This is a genomic window from Micromonospora arida (assembly GCF_042873195.1).
GTDB lineage: Bacteria > Actinomycetota > Actinomycetes > Mycobacteriales > Micromonosporaceae > Micromonospora > Micromonospora arida.
This window is the reverse complement of the sequence record NZ_JBIALC010000002.1, coordinates 871,625-889,622: the sequence shown is the minus strand read 5'-3', so window position 1 is coordinate 889,622 and position 17,998 is coordinate 871,625. Positions and strand designations below refer to the sequence as shown.

The following is a 17,998-nucleotide window of genomic DNA, read 5'->3' as shown; positions in this document are numbered from 1 at the left end:
GCGATCATGGCGAGCCGACGGTCAGGCGTGGCCGATGCGGTCCAGGATCCAGGCGTTGATGAACGCCTCCTCGCGCCAGGAGTCGTAACGACCGCTCGGGCCGCCGTGCCCGGCACCCATCTCGGTCTTCAGAAGGTAGTCGCCGCCCGGGGCCACCGCCCGCAGCCGGGCGATCCACTTCGCCGGCTCCGAGTAGAGCACCCGGGTGTCGTTGAGGCTGGTCACCGCGAGGATCGCGGGATAGTCCACGGCGGCCACGTTCTCGTACGGCGTGTAGGACTTCATGTACGCGTACACCTCGGGGTCCTCCAGTGGGTTGCCCCACTCCTCCCACTCGGTGACGGTCAGCGGCAGCGACGGGTCGAGGATCGACGTGAGCGCGTCCACGAACGGCACCTGCGCCACGATCCCGGTGAACGCGTCAGGTGCCAGGTTGGCCACCGCGCCCATCAGCAGGCCACCGGCCGAGGCGCCCCGGGCGACCAGCCGGTCGCTGGCCGTCCAGCCGGCCTTGACCAGGTGCCGGGCGCACGCCACGAAGTCGGTGAAGGTGTTCTTCTTGGCCAGCAGCTTGCCCTGGTCGTACCACCGTCGGCCCAGCTCACCGCCGCCCCGGGTGTGCGCCACCGCGAAGACCACGCCCCGGTCCAGCAGGGACAGGCGGGCCACCGAGAACCACGGGTCCATGCTGGCCTCGTACGAGCCGTAGCCGTACAGCTCGCAGGGTGCCGAGCCGTCCCGGGGGGTGCCGACGCGGCAGACCAGTGAGATCGGCACCCGGGTGCCGTCGTCGGCGAGCGCCCAGTCGCGGTGCTGATCGTACTCGGCCGGGTCGTACGGTCGCCCGTCCGGCCCGGGCAGCACCGGCTTCTGCTTGAGCAGCACCATCTGCCGGGTGACCAGGTCGTAGTCGTACACCGAGTCGGGGGTGATCAGCGAGGAGTAGCGCAGCCGGACCTGGCCGGTGCGGTACTCCGGGTTGGCGTCCAACCCGACGCTGTACAGCGGCTCGGGGAAGTCGATGTCGTACCCGTCGTCACTGCCCACCGGCAGCACCCGCAGCCCGGTGAGCCCGTCGGTGCGCAGCGACACCACCAGGTGGTTGGCGAAGGCGTCGACGGCCTCCAGCCGGGTGCCGGGGGTGTGCTCGATCAGCGGCACCCAGTCGCCCGGTACGTCCGCCGAGGTGAACGCCAGCGCGAAGTCCTCCGCGCCGTCGTTGTGCAGGATCAGGAAACGGTGGCCGTGGTGCTCCACCGTGTATTCGACGCCCTGCCGGCGAGGGGCGATCACGGCCGGCGCGCCGGTCGGGTTGCCGGCGGGGATCACCAGCACCTCGCTGGTCACCTTGCTGTGCACGTCGATGAGGATGAACTTCTCCGACCGGGTCAGCTCCACGCCAACCCAGAACCGCTCGTCGTCCTCCTGGTGGACCACCACGTCGTCGGCGGCGGCGGAGCCGATGGTGTGTCGCCAGACCCGGTTCGGCCGCCAGGCGTCGTCCACCGTCACGTAGAACAGGACCGAGGCGTCCGAAGACCAGGCGGTGCCGTAGAACGTGTCCGGCACCTCGTCCGGCAGCAACTCGCCGGTGGTCAGGTCCTTCACCCGCAGGGTGAAGCGCTCGTCACCGGAGAAGTCGGTGGAGTAGGCCAGCCAGCGACCGTCCGGGCTGACGTCGAACGCACCGAGCGAGAAGAAGTCGTGCCCCTCGGCCAGCAGGTTGCCGTCGAGGAGCACCTCCTCGCCGTCGAGCGGGGCGCCGTCCGCGCTGACCGGCGGGTCCGTCTCACCGTCGCGGACCGCCCGGCGACACTGCACTCCGTACTGCTGTCCCTCGACCGTCCGGGTGTAGTACCAGTGCCCGCCCTTGCGGGTCGGCACGGACAGGTCGGTTTCCTGGGTGCGCCGGCGGGTCTCCTCGAACAGGTCGGCGCGCAGGTCTGCCAGGTGGGCCGTACGCGCGTCGGTGTACTCGTTCTCGGCGGTCAGGTAGGCGATCGTCTCCGGGTCGTCCTTGGCGGCGAGCCAGGCGTACTCGTCGATGACGGTGTCGCCGTGGTGGGTGCGCTCGCTGGGCACCCGCTTCGCCGCGGGCGGGGCAGTCTCGGTGGTCACGGCGGCCACGTTACCGGCCGGCAGGCGCAGCGCGCCGGACCAGCGGCATCCCGATACTCACCACCACCGCTTTCGAACACATGTACGATGGCCGGCATGGCGGCAGCAGCGAGTTCCCTCGGCCGGTCCGGAGCCCTCGAGATCACCCGGCGGTTGGCGGCGATCTGCGGTCCACCGTTCTCCCGGCTGGCCGGGCCGGCCGACGAGGTGGCGGGGCGACCAGCGCGTTGGGTGGCCGTTCCGGGCGGCCCGCACGCCGCCGCCGAGGTGCTGCGGCTGGCCGCCGTGCACGATCTGGCGGTGGTGCCCCGAGGTGCGGGCACGAAGATCGACTGGGGGGCCGCCCCCGTTCAGGTCGACATCCTGCTCGACACCGGCCGGCTGGCCGGCATCGGTCACGAGCCGGTCGACTCGCTGGTGACCGACGTGGGGGCCGGCACTCCACTGCGGGCGGTGCAGGCCACCCTGGAGCGCACCGGGCAGCGGCTCGCGATGGACGCCCCCTCGCCCGGCGCCACAGTGGGCGGCGTGCTGGCCGCTGGCGAGGCCGGCCCGCTGCGCCACCGCCACGGCAGCCCCTGCGACCAACTGCTCGGTGTGCGTTACCTCGCCGCCGACGGCGAGCTGATCAGCGTCGGCGGTGGCGCGCCCGGGCTCGACCTGGCCCGCCTGCTCTGCGGCTCCCAGGGCGCGCTCGGCGTGCTGGTGTCGGCGAGCCTGCGGGTGCAGCCGGTGCCGGCGAGCAGGCTCTGGGTGTCCCGCCCGGTGTGGACGCCGTTGGAGGTGCACGACCTGGTCCGGACGATCCTCTCCGCTCGGCTGGAGCCGTCGGCCATCGAGCTGGACCTGCCCGGAGGCACCCCCCGCCCACGTACGCCGTACCCGCCCGGTCATCCGGCGGCCGTCGCCCGGGAGCGTCATCCGTCGATGTCCGGCCGAGCCGGTGCCCCGTCCCGGGCCGGCAGCCTGGTGGTGCTGCTGGAGGGCGGCCCCGCCGACGTCACCGAGCGTGCCGAGCGGCTGGTCGGCCTGCTGCACGGGGAGGCGACGATCGCGCACTCCGCGCCGACGTGGTGGCGCCGCTACCCGTTCGCTCCCGGTGACACGGCGCTGCGCCTGGAGGTGCCGATCGGCGACCTGCACGCCGCCGTCTACGCGCTACGTGACGCGGCCGGAACGCCGGTGCCGGTGCGTGGGTCCGCCGGGCTGGGCGTGGTGCACGCGGCGCTGCCGGGGGCACTGGCAGCCGATCGGGTGGCGTCTATTCTGGCCGCCGTCCGAGGGGTGCTGTTGGCCCGGCAGGGCCGCTGCGTGGTGGTCTCCGCTCCGGCGGCGGTCCGCCAGGCGGTCGACCTCTGGGGAGAGCTGGCCGGCCTGGCCCAGTTGCGGGCCGCGAAGCGGCACCTGGATCCGGAGCACCGCCTCGCGCCCGGGCGGCTTCCCGGCGGCCTGTGAGGCCTGGCAGCCATATGAGCCGTCGGAACGGCCGGGTGAGCCCGTCGGCCGGTGCGGCCCGGCCCAGGTCAGTCCAGCCACCACCGGTGCATGTCCAACAGTGGCGGGGTGAGACGGGCCACCAGCACCAGCAGGCTGCCGACCGCGCCGGCCAGCAGCAGTGACCGGGTCGCCCGGGGCAGGGCCTCGCGCTCCCGGGCGACCAGCACCACCGCGACGATCGCCAACGGCAGCCCGAGCGCCGCACCCGCCAGGTAGAGCACCGCCACCACGGGGTGCAGCACCCCGAAGAAGGCCACGTCCTTCGGGTCGTACGCGCCGGTCAACATCTCGGCCGGGCCGACGCCGGCGCTCGTCATCCGACCGACGTAGAGCAGCAGCACGGTGAGGAAGGCGCCGATGGTCGCGAACTGCGCGACGATCAGGGCCCGGACCGCCCGCCGGGGGTACGACGTGACCTGCGCGACGCTCGTCATGGCCGTCAATGTACCGAGCGGACCCGATGGCCGGGGGCCGCGCAGCGCTCAGGTCGCGTCGTTGCGGAGCACCAGGACGGCGATGTCGTCCCGGGGTGGCTCGACCGAGAAGTTGATCGCCGCGGCGCGCAGCCGTGCCGCCACCACGTCGGCCGAATATCCGGCCAGGGGCGCGGCGGCGTCCCGCAGTCGGTCGGTGCCGAACAGCTCCCGGCCACGCCGCCGCTCGGTGACGCCATCGGTGTAGAAGATCAGCGAATCGCCCGGTGCGAGCGTGATGTCCGCCGCCGGCGAGGTGATCGTGTCGAGCAGGCCGAGCGCGGTGCCGCCGGTGCCGACGAACCCGGCGCCGCCCGCCGCGGCCAGCAGCACCGGCCGGTCGTGCCCGGCGAGGTGCAGCGAGACGTCCAACTGGTCACCCCTGCCCTGCCCGACCGCTGCCAGCGCCAGCGTGCAGTAGCGGCCACCACCGCGCTCGACAAGTGTCTCGTTGAGTCGCGCCAGCGCCTCCGGTAACGGTTTGCCGTCGCCGACCAGCACCCGGATCACGTCCCGGACCAGCCCGGTCACCGCGGCGGCCTGGACACCCTTGCCCGAGACGTCACCGATGACCACCAGCCAGCGCCCGTCGGGCAGCGGCACCACGTCGTAGAAGTCGCCGCCCACCTCGGCGTCGTCGCCGGTCGGGACGTACTCGGCGGCGAAACCGATCCCGTCCACCAGTGGCAGCACCGGCGGCAGCAGAGACTGCTGGAGCGTCTGCGCCACCCGACGGCGTTCGGCGTGGATGCGGGCGTTCTCGATGGCCAGCGCGGCCCGCCGGGCCACGTCCTCCAACACGGCCACCTCGTCCGGGTCGTGCCGGTGCCGCTGGTGCCGCCCCACCGCCAGGGTCCCGAGCCGCTGCCCGCGGGCGATCAGCGGGACGGCGAAACCCTCCATCGGCCCGCCCAGGGGAATCTGCGCCGCGCTGCGGGACGCCTCGCGGAGGCGGGCCTGGATCGAATCCGGCCCGGTCTCCGCCAGCACCTTGTGCAACTGCGGAAGCATCGACTCGTCGGCGTGGCTGGCCGCCGACAGCCGGAGCCGGCCCCACTCGTCGGTGGTGTGCACCGCGCACCACTGGCCGAGTCGCGGCACCACCAACTGCGGCACCAGCGCCATGGTCAGGTCGACGTCGAGCGACTGGGCCAGCAGTTCGCTCGCCTCGGCCAGGAACGTCAGCCACACCTGCCGGCGGAGGTCGGCCCGGCGCAGCCGGTCGTTTTCCAGGTGCAGCGACAGCCGCTCGGCGGTGAGCACCGCCAACGGTTGGGCGTACGCCGACGGCGCGGCGTCCAACTCCAACTCCCCGGCGTACGGGCGTTGCACCGTCAGTGGCACCCGGAGCAGGTCGCTGCCGGGGCGGGGCGGCCGACCGAAGCGGGCCAGCACCTGACTGCCCTGCCCGTCGCCCCGGTCCAGGCGGATCGTGCCGCCGGCCGCGCCCACCATTTCGGCGACCCGGCTGAGCAGGCTGGTGGCGAAGTCGGGCAACGGGTCGTCCCCGTACAGGTCGGGGGCGGTCTGCATGAGTTCGCTCATCGCGCTGGCGCTCGGCGCGGACCCGTCGGTGCTCGTCCGGGGGCCGGCGTTGGCCGGTGTCGATTCGCCGATGGTCCCGCTCAAGGGCTGGTCGGCGCCGGGGCGGTCCAGCCGGAACCAGACGCCCTTCCCGGTGGGCAGGTACGTGGTGCCCCAGCGGCTGGCGAAGTGGTCGACCAGCAAAAGGCCCCGGCCCCGCACGGAGACCTCGTTGATCTCGGTGGAGTCGTTGCGGTCGCCGACGGTCAGCTCGTCGCCGGAACCGGGGGCGAAGTCGGAGACGGTGACGGTCAGCCCGACCTCGTCCGCGACGACCTCGATGTCCAGTTCGGTGCGGGCGTGCTCGACGGCGTTGGTGGTCAGCTCGGTGGTGAGCAGCAGCGCCTCGTTGGCCAGTTCGTCCAGGTGTGACTCGGTCAACACCGAGCGGACCACGGCGCGGGCGGCGGCCGGCGTACGGCGGTCGGCGGGCAGCCGGACACGCCGGACGGCCCCGTCCCGGGCCCCGGCCGTCGCGGGCCCCGCCTCGGCTGACACCCCCGTATCCTCCACCGTCCCCCTGCCGGGTGCCAAGCCGATCACCGATCGTGGGCTGTCGCGTCGGTCAGCGGCACCGGCGGCAGGAAGCGGGTCGACGCATCGAAACGACCGGTCTGTGAGCCCGGCGAGGTTTGCGGCGGGCCGTGTCGGCTCGACGCCGATCGGGCGGGTCGACGGGCCGATCGATGCCACCTGGCGGGTCGCGCACCCTGGCACCACGGCGCGCGCGGGCACAATATGGGGTGCCGGTGTGTCCGCACGGACCGGCGCCCCCGAGTTGAGCGAGGAATGATGACCACGTCGAAGCAGTCGGTGGCGGATCCGTCCGCGTCCGACCACGAGGCGCTCCTCGGTGAGTTGGCCGAGGCACTGCGACGGATCGGGCGCGGCGACCTGAAGGTCCGGCTTCCCCGCCGGGCCGGCGCAGCCGGTGAGGTGGCGGACGCCTTCAACGAGGTGGTCTCGCTCCAGGAGCGGCAGTACCTGGACCTGCGGCGGATCAGCCGGATCGTCGGTCGGGACGGCCGGCTCACCGAGCGGCTCGACGACGAAGGGCTGGACGGCTCCTGGGCGGAGGGGCAGCGGGCGATCAACTCGCTGATCGACGACCTGGGTCGACCGACCACCGAGATCGCCCGGGTGATCGTGGCGGTCGCCGACGGTGACCTGTCCCAGCACATGGCGTTGGAGATCGACGGTCGGCCGCTGCGTGGTGAGTACCTGCGCATCGGGCGCACCGTGAACACGATGGTGGACCAGCTGTCGTCGTTCTCCAACGAGGTGACCCGGGTGGCCCGTGAGGTGGGCACCGAGGGCAAGTTGGGTGGCCAGGCCGACGTGCGGGGCGTCGCCGGCACCTGGAAGGACCTCACCGACTCGGTGAACACCATGGCGTCGAACCTGACCGGCCAGGTGCGGTCCATCTCGCAGGTGGCGACGGCGGTGGCCAAGGGCGACCTGTCGCAGAAGATCACGGTCGGCGCGCGTGGTGAGGTGGCCGAGCTGGCCGCCACGATGAACTACCTCACCGACACGCTGCGTCTCTTCGCCGAGCAGGTGACCCGGGTGGCCCGCGAGGTGGGCACCGAGGGCAAGTTGGGCGGCCAGGCCGAGGTGCCGAACGTGGCCGGCACCTGGAAGGACCTGACCGACAGCGTCAACTCGATGGCGTCGAACCTGACCGCCCAGGTCCGTAACATCGCGCAGGTCTCCACGGCGGTGGCGCGCGGCGACCTGTCGCAGAAGATCACGGTGGCGGCGCAGGGCGAGATCCTGGAGCTGAAGGACACCGTCAACACGATGGTGGACCAGCTGTCGTCGTTCGCCGACGAGGTGACCCGGGTCGCGCGTGAGGTGGGCATCGAGGGCAAGCTCGGCGGTCAGGCCCAGGTGCGCGGCGTCTCCGGCACCTGGCGGGATCTCACCGAGAACGTCAACCAGTTGGCCGGCAACCTGACCAGCCAGGTCCGCAACATCTCCCAGGTCTCCACCGCCGTGGCGAAGGGCGACCTGTCGCAGAAGATCACGGTGGACGCCCAGGGCGAGATCCTGGAGCTGAAGAACACCGTCAACACCATGGTCGACCAGTTGTCGTCGTTCGCCGACGAGGTGACCCGGGTGGCCCGCGAGGTGGGCACCGAGGGCAACCTGGGCGGTCAGGCGCAGGTGAAGGGCGTTTCCGGCACCTGGCGGGACCTGACCGACAACGTGAACTCGATGGCGTCGAACCTGACCAGCCAGGTCCGCAACATCGCCTCGGTGACCACGGCGGTGGCGAAGGGTGACCTGTCGCAGAAGATCACGGTGGACGCGCGGGGCGAGATCCTGGAGCTGAAGTCGACAGTCAACACGATGGTCGACCAGTTGTCGTCGTTCGCCGACGAGGTGACCCGGGTCGCGCGTGAGGTGGGCACCGAGGGCAAGTTGGGCGGCCAGGCGCAGGTGCGCGGGGTCGCCGGCACCTGGCGGGACCTGACCGACAACGTGAACTCGATGGCGTCGAACCTGACCGCCCAGGTGCGCAACATCGCCCAGGTCTCCACGGCGGTGGCGAAGGGTGACCTGTCGCAGAAGATCACGGTGGACGCGCGGGGCGAGATCCTGGAGCTGAAGTCGACAGTCAACACGATGGTGGACCAGCTGTCGTCGTTCGCCGACGAGGTGACCCGGGTGGCCCGCGAGGTGGGCACCGAGGGCAAGCTCGGCGGTCAGGCGCAGGTGAAGGGCGTCTCCGGCACCTGGCGGGACCTCACCGACAACGTGAACTCGATGGCGTCGAACCTGACCAGCCAGGTCCGCAACATCGCCTCGGTGACCACGGCGGTGGCGAAGGGTGACCTGTCGCAGAAGATCACCGTGGACGCCCAGGGCGAGATTCTGGAGCTGAAGTCGACAGTCAACACGATGGTCGACCAGTTGTCGTCGTTCGCCGACGAGGTGACCCGGGTGGCCCGCGAGGTCGGAATCGAGGGCAAGCTCGGCGGTCAGGCGCAGGTGAAGGGCGTCTCCGGCACCTGGCGCGATCTCACCGAGAACGTCAACCAGCTCGCCTCGACGCTGACCACGCAGTTGCGGGCCATCGCCCAGGTGTCCACCTCGGTGACCCGGGGCGACCTGACCCAGCGGATCGCGGTCAAGGCACAGGGCGAGGTCGCCGAGCTGAAGGACAACATCAACCAGATGATCGTCACCCTCCGGGAGACGACCAAGAAGAACGCCGAGCAGGGCTGGCTGGACTCCAACCTCGCCCGGATCGGCGGCCTGTTGCAGGGCCAGCGCGACCTCGGCGAGGTGTGCCGCATGATCATGACGGAGGTGACTCCGCTGGTCGACGCCCAGCTCGGTGCCTTCTTCCTGGCCGACGACGCCGACGGCAGCATGCGGCTGCGGCTGACCTCCTCGTACGGGTACGTGGCGCGGGGGCACGACGTCACCTTCGGGCCGGGTGAGGGGCTGGTCGGGCAGACCGCGCTCTCCCGTCGCACGATCCGGGTCAGCGCCTCCCCGAACAGCCGGCTCACCCTGCGCTCCGGCCTGGCCGAGACACCCCCGTCCGACCTGGTGGTGCTCCCCGTCCTGTTCGAGGGCGAACTGCTCGGGGTGATCGAGTTCGCCAGCGTGTCGGCCTTCTCCGAGCTGCACCTGTCGTTCCTGGAGCGGCTGGTGCTCACCATCGGCATCGCTGTCAACACCATCCAGGCCAACCGGCGTACGGAGGAGCTGCTGGCCCAGTCGCAGCGGCTGGCGCACGAGATGCAGGAGCAGTCGGCGGAGTTGCAGCGCACCAACGCCGAGCTGGAGGAGAAGGCCACTCTGCTGTCCGAGCAGAAGGGCAACATCGAGACGAAGAACCGGGAGATCGAGCTGGCGCGGCTGGGCCTGGAGGAGAAGGCGCAGCAGCTGACCCGGGCGTCGGCGTACAAGTCGGAGTTCCTGGCCAACATGAGCCACGAGCTGCGGACTCCGCTGAACTCGTTGCTGCTGCTGGCCCGTCTGCTGGCCGAGAACTCGGAGCAGAACCTCAGCCCGAAGCAGATCGAGTTCGCCCGGACCATCCACGGGTCCGGCTCCGACCTGCTGCGTCTGATCGACGACATCCTCGACCTGTCCAAGATCGAGGCGGGCCGGATGGACGTCGAGCCGACCGAGATCCGTTTCACCGAGCTGCGCGGCTACGTCGAGCAGGCGTTCGCGCCGCAGGCCGAGGAGAAGAACCTGGACTTCCAGGTACGGGTGAGCAAGGATCTGCCGCCGGCGTTGGTGACCGACGCGCAGCGGTTGCAGCAGATCCTGCGCAACCTGCTCTCCAACGCGGTGAAGTTCACCGACAACGGTGCCGTGACGCTGCGAATCGCCCCGGCCGCGGAGAACGCGGTCTTCGACGTGCCGGCGCTGACGAACGCCCAGCAGGTGATCGCGTTCACCGTGATCGACACCGGGATCGGCATCTCCGACGACAAACTGTCGATCATCTTCGAGGCGTTCCAGCAGGCCGACGGCACGACCAGTCGCCGGTACGGCGGCACCGGCCTGGGCCTGTCGATCAGCCGCGATCTGGCCCGACTGATCGGCGGCACCATCACCGTCTCGTCCGCGCCCGGTCAGGGCTCGACCTTCACCCTGTTCGTGCCGCAGGTGCTGGCCCCGGACGCGGTGGTCGCGCCGCAGACTCCGTCGCCGCAGCGCGCCGGGCTGCCGTCGTCGCTGCTGATGCCGCCGCTGGAACTGCTGCCGGAACGGCCGGAGGCACCGGCCACCCGTCAACTGGACGGCGCCACGGTGCTGATCGTGGACGACGACGTACGCAACGTCTTCGCCTTGACCAGTGCGTTGGAGCTGCACGGTATGACCGTGCTGTACTCGGACAACGGGGCGGACGGTGTCCGTCTGCTGGCCGAGCATCCGGAGGTGGACATCGTGCTGATGGACGCCATGATGCCCGACCAGGACGGTTACGAGACCACCCGCCAGATTCGCCGCAACCACCGGTTCGCCGACCTTCCGGTGGTCTTCCTGACCGCGAAGGCGATGCCGGGTGACCGTGAGTCGGCGCTCGCTGCCGGTGGAAGCGACTACATCACCAAGCCGGTCGACCTCGACGACCTGATCGAACTGATGTCGTCCTGGATCAACGGCAGCCGGACCGAGGAGACTTCGTGACCCAGTTGGCCAAAGCGCTGCTCGTGGACGACCGGCGGCAGAACCTGACGGCCCTGGAGGCGATCCTTCAGGGCCTGCCGGTCCAGTCCGTGGCGGTGGAGAGCGGTGAGGCGGCGCTCAAGCAGTTGCTGGTGGACGACTTCGCGGTGATCCTGTTGGACGCGCAGATGCCGGACATGGACGGCTTCGAGACGGCGAGCCACATCAAGCGACGCGAGCGGACCCGGCACGTGCCGATCATCTTCCTCACCGCCGCCGACCGGGACGCCCAGCTCGCCCTTCGGGGTTACCAGGTGGGCGCGGTGGACTACCTCACCAAGCCGTTCGACCCGTGGGTGCTCCGGGCCAAGGTGTCGGTCTTCGTCGAGCTGTGGGTGAAGACCCGGCAGCTCGCCACCCAGTCGGATCTGGTCCGGGAGCGCGACACGCAGTGGCGGCGGCTGACCGACGCGGTCGACGAGGCGACCGCCCAGCTCCGCTCGGACGACCCGGAGGTCCGGGACCGGGCGGTACGGCTGCTCGAACAGGCCCGTTGGGGCAACACCGCCTGACGCGGCGGGGCGGCTCAGCCGGTGGGCTGGTCGTTGCGGATCATCAGGGCGCTGCGCAGGCCGGTGATGTCCAGCACGCGGATCAGGAAGTCGCCCACGTGCGTCAGCATCAGCAGGCTCTGCGCGTGGCTGGCCTTGCGGCTGAGCACGACCAGGGTGCCCAGGCCCTGCGAGTCGCAGAAGGTGACGCCGCCGAGGTCGAGGACGATCTTCGGCGGCGGGTCGGCCAGCACTTCGTTGACCACGGTCGAGAGCTGCGCGGCCGTGAGCATGTCGATCTCACCGGCCAGGCGCAAGACTGCTTCGTCGCCCGTCCGGTGTAGCGTGATGGACAGTTCGGCACGATCCACCCGGTCAGCCTAGCGCGATCCGACCGACCTGGCCTGTCGAGGCCGCGAGCCGTCGCCGTCCAGGCCACGAGGCCCCCGTGTCGGCGCTGCTGACCGGCGCGGGTCACAGGTGAGCCGGGTAACCCCACCACGGGGTGGCTGCTGGTTGACCGTCCGGCGCTGTCACAATGGCGGCATCGTGACCGACATCTTTCCCGCCGGATCCGGCCGCTACCCAGCCGACGCGCCGGCCTCCGAGGCCCTGTTCGACCGCGCCCGCGCCATCGTGCCGGGCGGGGTGAACTCCCCTGTGCGCGCCTTCCAGGCGGTCGGCGGCACCCCGCGTTTCATGGTCCGTGGCGAGGGCCCGTGGCTGTACGACGCCGACGGTCGCCGCTACGTCGACCTGGTCTGCTCCTGGGGCCCGCTGATCCTCGGGCACGCCCACCCGGAGGTGGTGGAGGCCGTCCAGGCAGCCGCCGCCCGGGGCACCAGCTTCGGCACGCCCACCCCCGGTGAGGTGGAGTTGGCCGCCGAGATCGTCGCCCGGACCCCGGTCGAGCAGGTCCGCCTGGTCAACTCCGGCACCGAGGCGACCATGTCGGCGATCCGGCTGGCCCGTGGCTTCACCGGCCGCTCGAAGATCGTCAAGTTCGCCGGCTGCTACCACGGCCACGTCGACGCGCTGCTCGCCGCCGCCGGCTCCGGCGTGGCCACCCTGGGCCTGCCCGACTCGCCCGGTGTGACCGGCGCGGCGGCCAGCGAGACGATCGTGCTTCCGTACAACGACATCCGGGCCGTCGAGGAGGCGTTCGCCGCCGAGGGCCAGCACATCGCCGCGGTGATCACCGAGGCCGCCGCCGGCAACATGGGCGTGGTGGCCCCCCGCGACGGCTTCAACCAGCAGCTCGCCCGGATCGCGCACGCACACGGCGCCCTGCTCGTGGTGGACGAGGTGATGACCGGGTTCCGGGTCTCCCGCGCCGGGTGGCACGGCCTCGACGCCTCCGACGCCGACCTGTGGACGTACGGCAAGGTCATGGGTGGCGGCCTGCCCGCCGCGGCGTTCGGCGGGCGCGCGGACATCATGGCGCGGCTCGCGCCGGCCGGCCCGGTCTACCAGGCCGGCACCCTCTCCGGTAACCCGCTCGCCTGCGCCGCCGGCCTGGCGACCCTGCGGCTCGCCGACGACGCGCTGTACCAGCGCCTCGACGAGACGGCCGCCGTCGTGGGCAAGCTGGCGTCCGACGCGTTGGCCGCCGCCGGGGTCCCGCACCGGCTGTCGTACGCGGGCAGCATGTTCTCGGTCTTCTTCACCGACGCCGACGTGGTCGACTACGACAGCGCGCGCACCCAGCAGGTGCCGGCGTTCAAGGCGTTCTTCCACGCGATGCTCGCCGCCGGCGTCTACCTGCCGCCGAGCGCGTTCGAGTCGTGGTTCGTGTCGGCGGCGCTGGACGACGCCGCTCTGGAACACATCGCCGACGCGCTGCCCACGGCGGCTAACGCGGCGGCAGCGGCCGGCAACGGGGGTTGGCGTGAGCGCGAGGAGTGAGCCGATCTTGCGAGCCCCGCAGTCGGGAACAGAGGGGGCGCAACCTTGAGCAAGACAGTGGTCCACGTGCTTCGGCACGGCGAGGTGTACAACCCCGACCAGATCCTCTATGGCCGGCTGCCCGGTTTCCGCCTCTCCGAGTTGGGTGTGCAGATGGCCAAGGCCGCCGCGCAGGGCCTGGCCGAGCGGGAGATCGTGCACGTGGTGGCCAGCCCGCTGGAGCGCGCCCAGCAGACCGCCGAGCCGATCGCCGCCCAGTTCGGGCTGCCGGTCGGGGTGGACGAGCGGCTGATCGAGAGCGCCAACTGGTTCGAGGGCAAGAAGGTCTCCCCGGGTGACGGGTCGTTCCGCGACCCGCGCAACTGGTGGGTGCTGCGCGACCCGGTGACCCCGTCCTGGGGTGAGGCGTACCGGGTGATCGCCGAGCGGATGTTCGCCGCCGTGCACGCCGCCCGGGTCGCCGCCGAGGGACGCGAGGCGGTGCTGGTGTCGCACCAGCTCCCGATCTGGACGTTGCGTCGTTACGTCGAGCGCAAGCGGCTCTGGCACGACCCGCGCAAGCGGCAGTGCGGGCTGGCCAGTCTCACCTCGTTCCACTTCGACGGCGCGAAGGTGGCGGGCATCGGTTACAGCGAGCCGGCCGCGCACCTGATCGCTCTCTCCGCGACAGCCCGGACGGCCAAGGGGGCCTGATGAACGCCCGGAGGTGGACCGCCGGTCTGCTCGCCACCGCCGCCGCGGTGGCGCTGGTCGGCTGCACGTCGTCGAAGGCGCAGGAGAAGACCTGCACGACCACCACCGACGGGATCTTCGAGTGCGCACCGGACCAGCGCTCCGCACCCCCGAAGGTCGCCGGTGAGCTGCTGCTCGGCGGCAGCTACGACGTCAGCGAGGCGCGCGGTCAGGTCGTGGTGGTCAACTTCTGGGGTTCCTGGTGCGCGCCGTGCCGCGCCGAGGCGGACGACCTGGAAGCCGTCTACCAGGCCACCAAGGGTTCCGGGGTGAACTTCCTCGGCATCAACGTCCAGGATTCGCGGGACAAGGCCAAGGCGTTCGAGAAGGGCCGGGTCACCTATCCGAGCCTGTTCGACCCGTCCAGCAAGACCGCACTCGCGCTGGACATCCCGCCGAACAGCGTGCCGGCGACGGTGGTGCTCGACCGGGACGGCCGGATCGCGGCGGTGATCCGGGCCGCCGTCAAGCAGGAGGGCCTGCAACCGATCGTCGAGCGGATCGCGGCTGAGAAACAGGCCCCCAACTGATGGGCGAGACCTTCCGGGAGATGGCCCTGAGCGGGCCGCTGCTGCTCGCCATCGGCGCGGCGGCGCTCGCCGGCCTGGTCAGCTTCCTCTCCCCGTGCGTGCTCCCACTCGTTCCCGGCTACCTCTCGTACGTCACCGGCCTGGCCGGTTCCGACCTCGAAGGTCGTGCACGGCAGGGCACCTCGTCGATTCCTGCGGGAGCGGAAGCCTCCGGGGCCGGCGACCGCGGAGGCGTCGCGGTCCGGGAGCGGATCGCGCGGGTCGGTGCCGTCAAGGGCCGGGTGCTCGCGGGCACGCTGCTCTTCATCGCCGGCTTCACCGCCGTCTTCGTCGCCACGGCGATCCTGTTCGCCGGCATCGGCCAGGTCTTCTTCGAGTACGAGCGGCAGCTCGAAATCGTCGTCGGCGCGTTGATCATCGTGCTCGGGTTCGGCTATCTCGGGATGATCCCCGCCCTGCAACGGGAGTTCCGGATCTCCCGGTTGCCGTCGGCCGGGCTGCTCGGCGCACCGGTCTTCGGGGCGGTCTTCGCGCTCAGTTGGGTGCCCTGCACCGGCCCCACGCTCGGTGCGGTGATGGGCATGGCCACCGCCAGCGGCCAGAGCGACCGCGCCGTGGTGCTCGCCGTGGCGTACTGCCTCGGGTTGGGGATACCGTTCATCGTCTTCGGGCTGGGCTTCGAACGCCTGCTCGGGGTCTTCCGCGCCGTCCGGCGCAACAGCCGCTGGGTCACCCGGGTCGGCGGCGCCCTGCTCATCCTGATCGGTCTGGCCCTGGTCACCGGCGGATGGCAGAGCTTCGTGATCTGGCTGCAGACCACCGTCGGGGTGGGCGAGGTGAGCATCTGATGACGGTCGTCGACGACCGACCGGAGACCGCGGCGCCCGCGCCACGCCGCCGGCCGAACCGGCTGCTGGCCCTGCTGCGCAACTCGTGGCGGCAGCTCACCAGCATGCGTACGGCGCTGATCCTGCTCTTCCTGCTCGCGATCGCCGCCATTCCCGGCTCGGTGCTCCCGCAGCGCGGGATCAGCCCGGAGAAGGTCAACGAGTACTTCGTCGACCACCCGGACTGGGCCCCCCGACTGGACCGGATCGGCGCGTTCGAGGTCTTCGGGTCGGTCTGGTTCTCCGCGATCTACCTGCTGCTGTTCACCTCTCTGATCGGTTGCATCACGCCCCGGCTGCGCGACCATGTCCGCACGCTGCGGTCCCGGCCGCCGGCCGCGCCGAAGCGGATGGCCCGGCTGCCGCAGCACACCGTGCTGCCCGCCCCGCCCGGTGGGGCGGCGGCGATCGCGGAGGTGCTGCGCAAACGCCGCTGGCGCGTCGAGGTGCGCGGCGACGAGGTCTCCGCCGAGAAGGGCTACCTCAAGGAGACCGGCAACCTGCTGTTCCACACCTCGCTGATCGCGGTGCTGATCGGGGTGGCGCTCGGCTCCTGGTACGGCTGGAGCGGCAACCGACTGCTGGTGGCCGGCGCGGACAACGCGTTCTGCAACACCCGCCAGCAGTACGCCGAGGCGAAGCTCGGCCCCCAGGTGGACAGCGCCGACCTGCCCCGCTTCTGCCTGCGGCTGGACGACTTCGAGGCCCGGTTCCTGGCGTCCGGCCAGCCGGAGTTCTTCAACGCCACGGTCACCGTCGACGGCCCGGACGAGCCGACCCGCAGCGCCGACTTCTCGGTGAACTCGCCGCTGCGCCTGAAGGACGCGAGCGTCTACCTGCTCGGCCACGGGTACGCCCCGGTGATCCGCTACACCGACCGGTTCGGCAACAGCCAGATCAGTGACGACCCGTTCCTGACCACCGGCGACATGGGCCTGACCAGCGAAGGGCTGGCGGCCTTCCCGGACGCGAACGTCGACCCGGCGACCGGCCAGCGCGCACCGGATCAGCAGATGGCGTTCACCGGCATCTACCTGCCCACGGCGCCCGAGCAGGCGCCGTTCGTCCGCTCGCAGTACCCGACCGAGCGCAACCCGGCGCTGAACCTGGTCGCCTACCGGGGCAACCTCGGCCTGGACGCCGGTATCCCCGGCTCGGTCTACCAACTCGACCAGCGGCAGGTGCGGGCCGGCAAGGTCAAGGAGGTCGGCACCAAACTGCTCCGCAAGGGCGAGACCTGGAAGCTGGACGACGGCACGACCGTCGAGTTCCTGGGCACCGAGCGGTACGTCACCCTCTCCATCCGGCACGATCCCGGCTCGACGATGCTGCTGGTCAGCTGCGGCGTCCTGTTGGTCGGGCTGATGGGTTCGCTGTTCGGCAAGCGCCGCCGGGTGTTCTTCCGGGTGGTGCCGGCCGACCCCGGGGAAGGATCTCCGACGAGCGGTAGTAGCTTGATGGAGGTCGGTGGGTTGCCGCGTACCGACTATCCAGGGTTCGCCGACGAGTTCACCCAGCTGGTCGCCGCCGTCAGCGGTGCCGAACGGGCTGGTGATGGCGCTGACTCCGCTGAGCGGGCCGGCGTGCGAGAAGGAGCCGAGTGATGTCCGCACTCTCCGACAATTTCGTGACCTTCGCGATCCTGGCGTACCTGGTCGCGATGATCGGCCACGCCGTCGAGTACGCGCTGGGCAACGTGCGTACCCAGGTCGCCACGGCGGCTCCGGTTCGCGAGTTGGTCGGTGCCGGCGGCGGTGTCGTCCCGACGCCGCCCGCGCCGGTCCCGTCGCCGCCCACGGTCGACCGTTCCGCAGGGCGGGCCCGGCTGGCGGGCCTGATCGGGGTGGGGGCCACCGCGGTCGCCGCCGTGCTGCACCTGGCGGCGCTGGTCACCCGTGGGCTCGCCGCGGACCGGATGCCCTGGGGCAACATGTACGAGTTCGTGCTCACCGTGACGTTCATCGGGGTGGCCGCCTGGTTGGTGGTGCTCTGGAAGCGACCGTCGCTGCGCAAGCTCGGGCTGTTCCTCACCCTGGTGATGGTGCTGCTGGTCGCCACCGCCGAGCTGGTGCTGTACGTGCCGATCGTGCCGCTGGTGCCGGCGCTCAACTCGTACTGGTTCATCATCCACGTCTCGACGATCGTCTTCGCGTCCGGCATCTTCCTGTTCGGCGTGGTGCCGGCGGTCGGCTTCCTGATGCGCAGCGGGTACGAGCAGGGCAAGCGGAGCTTCCCGTACACCCTGGCCAAGCGGCTGCCCGGCGCGGCCGGCCTGGAGCGGCTGACCTTCGCGCTGCACGCCTTCGCGTTCCCGATCTTCACCTTCGCGGTGATCGCCGGTGCCATCTGGGCCGAGGCGGCCTGGGGTCGGCCGTGGGGCTGGGACCCGAAGGAGACCTGGGCGTTCATCTCCTGGGTGGTGTACGCCGGCTACCTGCACGCCCGCGCGACGCCCAGCGTGAAGCGCAACGTGGCCACCTGGATCGCGGTGCTCGGCTTCCTCACCGTGCTGATGAACCTGTTCGGCGTGAACATCTTCTTCACCGGCCTGCACTCGTACGGTGGGCTGGACTGATCCTGGC

13 protein-coding genes are annotated in these 17,998 nt (G+C 71.1%); 9 read left to right on the top strand and 4 right to left on the bottom strand.

The features are described from left to right. Positions 1-21: 21 nt before the first annotated feature. Positions 22-2,118, bottom strand: coding sequence for a S9 family peptidase (locus tag ACFYP0_RS10805; RefSeq protein ID WP_356975796.1), 2,097 nt, complete (start codon positions 2,116-2,118; stop codon positions 22-24). A 96-nt stretch (positions 2,119-2,214) separates the two neighbouring features. Here ACFYP0_RS10805 and ACFYP0_RS10800 point away from each other — a divergent pair, with 96 nt between their 5' ends. Next, positions 2,215-3,573 carry an FAD-binding oxidoreductase gene (locus tag ACFYP0_RS10800; RefSeq protein ID WP_124854181.1) on the top strand — a complete coding sequence of 453 codons (1,359 nt, stop codon included), beginning with the start codon at positions 2,215-2,217 and terminating at the stop codon, positions 3,571-3,573. 68 nt (positions 3,574-3,641) lie between these two features. Here the strand turns inward: ACFYP0_RS10800 and ACFYP0_RS10795 are convergent, their stop codons facing one another. Both ACFYP0_RS10795 and ACFYP0_RS10790 read right to left on the bottom strand, forming a co-directional pair. After that, entirely contained in the window at positions 3,642-4,049 is a 408-nt protein-coding gene (locus ACFYP0_RS10795; RefSeq protein WP_356975798.1) for a hypothetical protein, read from the bottom strand. Positions 4,050-4,097: 48 nt separating this feature from the next. Then, positions 4,098-6,170: a SpoIIE family protein phosphatase gene (locus ACFYP0_RS10790; RefSeq protein ID WP_356975800.1), complete on the bottom strand. Its 2,073-nt coding sequence runs from the start codon at positions 6,168-6,170 to the stop codon at positions 4,098-4,100. Between the two features lie 291 nt (positions 6,171-6,461). On the opposite strand from ACFYP0_RS10790, the gene ACFYP0_RS10785 reads away from it, so the two are divergent. Continuing rightward, the gene (locus ACFYP0_RS10785; RefSeq protein ID WP_373861493.1) at positions 6,462-10,832 is read left to right on the top strand and encodes a HAMP domain-containing protein; all 4,371 of its coding nucleotides are present in this window, start codon (positions 6,462-6,464) and stop codon (positions 10,830-10,832) included. Then, positions 10,829-11,383, top strand: a complete 555-nt coding sequence (locus tag ACFYP0_RS10780) for a response regulator (RefSeq protein ID WP_124854178.1) — start codon at positions 10,829-10,831, stop codon at positions 11,381-11,383. The genes ACFYP0_RS10785 and ACFYP0_RS10780 overlap by 4 nt, the downstream gene beginning before the upstream one ends. A gap of 14 nt (positions 11,384-11,397) precedes the next feature. On the opposite strand, the gene ACFYP0_RS10775 is transcribed toward ACFYP0_RS10780, so the two are convergent. Next, positions 11,398-11,733 carry an STAS domain-containing protein gene (locus ACFYP0_RS10775; protein ID WP_088951070.1) on the bottom strand — a complete coding sequence of 112 codons (336 nt, stop codon included), beginning with the start codon at positions 11,731-11,733 and terminating at the stop codon, positions 11,398-11,400. Positions 11,734-11,911: 178 nt separating this feature from the next. Here ACFYP0_RS10775 and hemL point away from each other — a divergent pair, with 178 nt between their 5' ends. From hemL to ccsB, 6 genes are read left to right on the top strand one after another with little or no spacing between them, the layout of a single operon-like run. Further along, complete coding sequence (gene hemL, locus ACFYP0_RS10770; protein WP_355496004.1) at positions 11,912-13,267, top strand: glutamate-1-semialdehyde 2,1-aminomutase; 1,356 nt, start codon at positions 11,912-11,914, stop codon at positions 13,265-13,267. A 45-nt stretch (positions 13,268-13,312) separates the two neighbouring features. After that, a complete protein-coding gene (locus ACFYP0_RS10765) occupies positions 13,313-13,960 on the top strand; it encodes a histidine phosphatase family protein (RefSeq protein WP_091395739.1) in 648 nt (215 codons plus the stop codon). Further along, positions 13,960-14,529, top strand: a complete 570-nt coding sequence (locus ACFYP0_RS10760) for a TlpA family protein disulfide reductase (RefSeq protein ID WP_355496008.1) — start codon at positions 13,960-13,962, stop codon at positions 14,527-14,529. The genes ACFYP0_RS10765 and ACFYP0_RS10760 overlap by 1 nt, the downstream gene beginning before the upstream one ends. Next, positions 14,529-15,377, top strand: coding sequence for a cytochrome c biogenesis CcdA family protein (locus ACFYP0_RS10755; RefSeq protein WP_355496011.1), 849 nt, complete (start codon positions 14,529-14,531; stop codon positions 15,375-15,377). The genes ACFYP0_RS10760 and ACFYP0_RS10755 overlap by 1 nt, the downstream gene beginning before the upstream one ends. Beyond that, positions 15,377-17,020: a cytochrome c biogenesis protein ResB gene (resB, locus tag ACFYP0_RS10750; RefSeq protein WP_355496014.1), complete on the top strand. Its 1,644-nt coding sequence runs from the start codon at positions 15,377-15,379 to the stop codon at positions 17,018-17,020. Before ACFYP0_RS10755 ends, resB begins: the two co-directional genes overlap by 1 nt. After that, the gene (ccsB, locus tag ACFYP0_RS10745) at positions 17,020-17,991 is read left to right on the top strand and encodes a c-type cytochrome biogenesis protein CcsB (RefSeq protein WP_124854172.1); all 972 of its coding nucleotides are present in this window, start codon (positions 17,020-17,022) and stop codon (positions 17,989-17,991) included. Before resB ends, ccsB begins: the two co-directional genes overlap by 1 nt. Positions 17,992-17,998 lie beyond the last annotated feature (7 nt).

Bases quoted from the DNA above. Each gene is read 5' to 3' on its own strand.
- ACFYP0_RS10800 (WP_124854181.1), top strand. From the start codon at position 2,215: ATGGCGGCAGCAGCGAGTTCCCTCGGCCGGTCCGGAGCCCTCGAGATC.
- ACFYP0_RS10795 (WP_356975798.1), bottom strand. From the start codon at position 4,049: ATGACGAGCGTCGCGCAGGTCACGTCGTACCCCCGGCGGGCGGTCCGG.
- ACFYP0_RS10785 (WP_373861493.1), top strand. From the start codon at position 6,462: ATGATGACCACGTCGAAGCAGTCGGTGGCGGATCCGTCCGCGTCCGAC.
- ACFYP0_RS10760 (WP_355496008.1), top strand. From the start codon at position 13,960: ATGAACGCCCGGAGGTGGACCGCCGGTCTGCTCGCCACCGCCGCCGCG.
- ACFYP0_RS10755 (WP_355496011.1), top strand. From the start codon at position 14,529: ATGGGCGAGACCTTCCGGGAGATGGCCCTGAGCGGGCCGCTGCTGCTC.
- resB (WP_355496014.1), top strand. From the start codon at position 15,377: ATGACGGTCGTCGACGACCGACCGGAGACCGCGGCGCCCGCGCCACGC.
- ccsB (WP_124854172.1), top strand. From the start codon at position 17,020: ATGTCCGCACTCTCCGACAATTTCGTGACCTTCGCGATCCTGGCGTAC.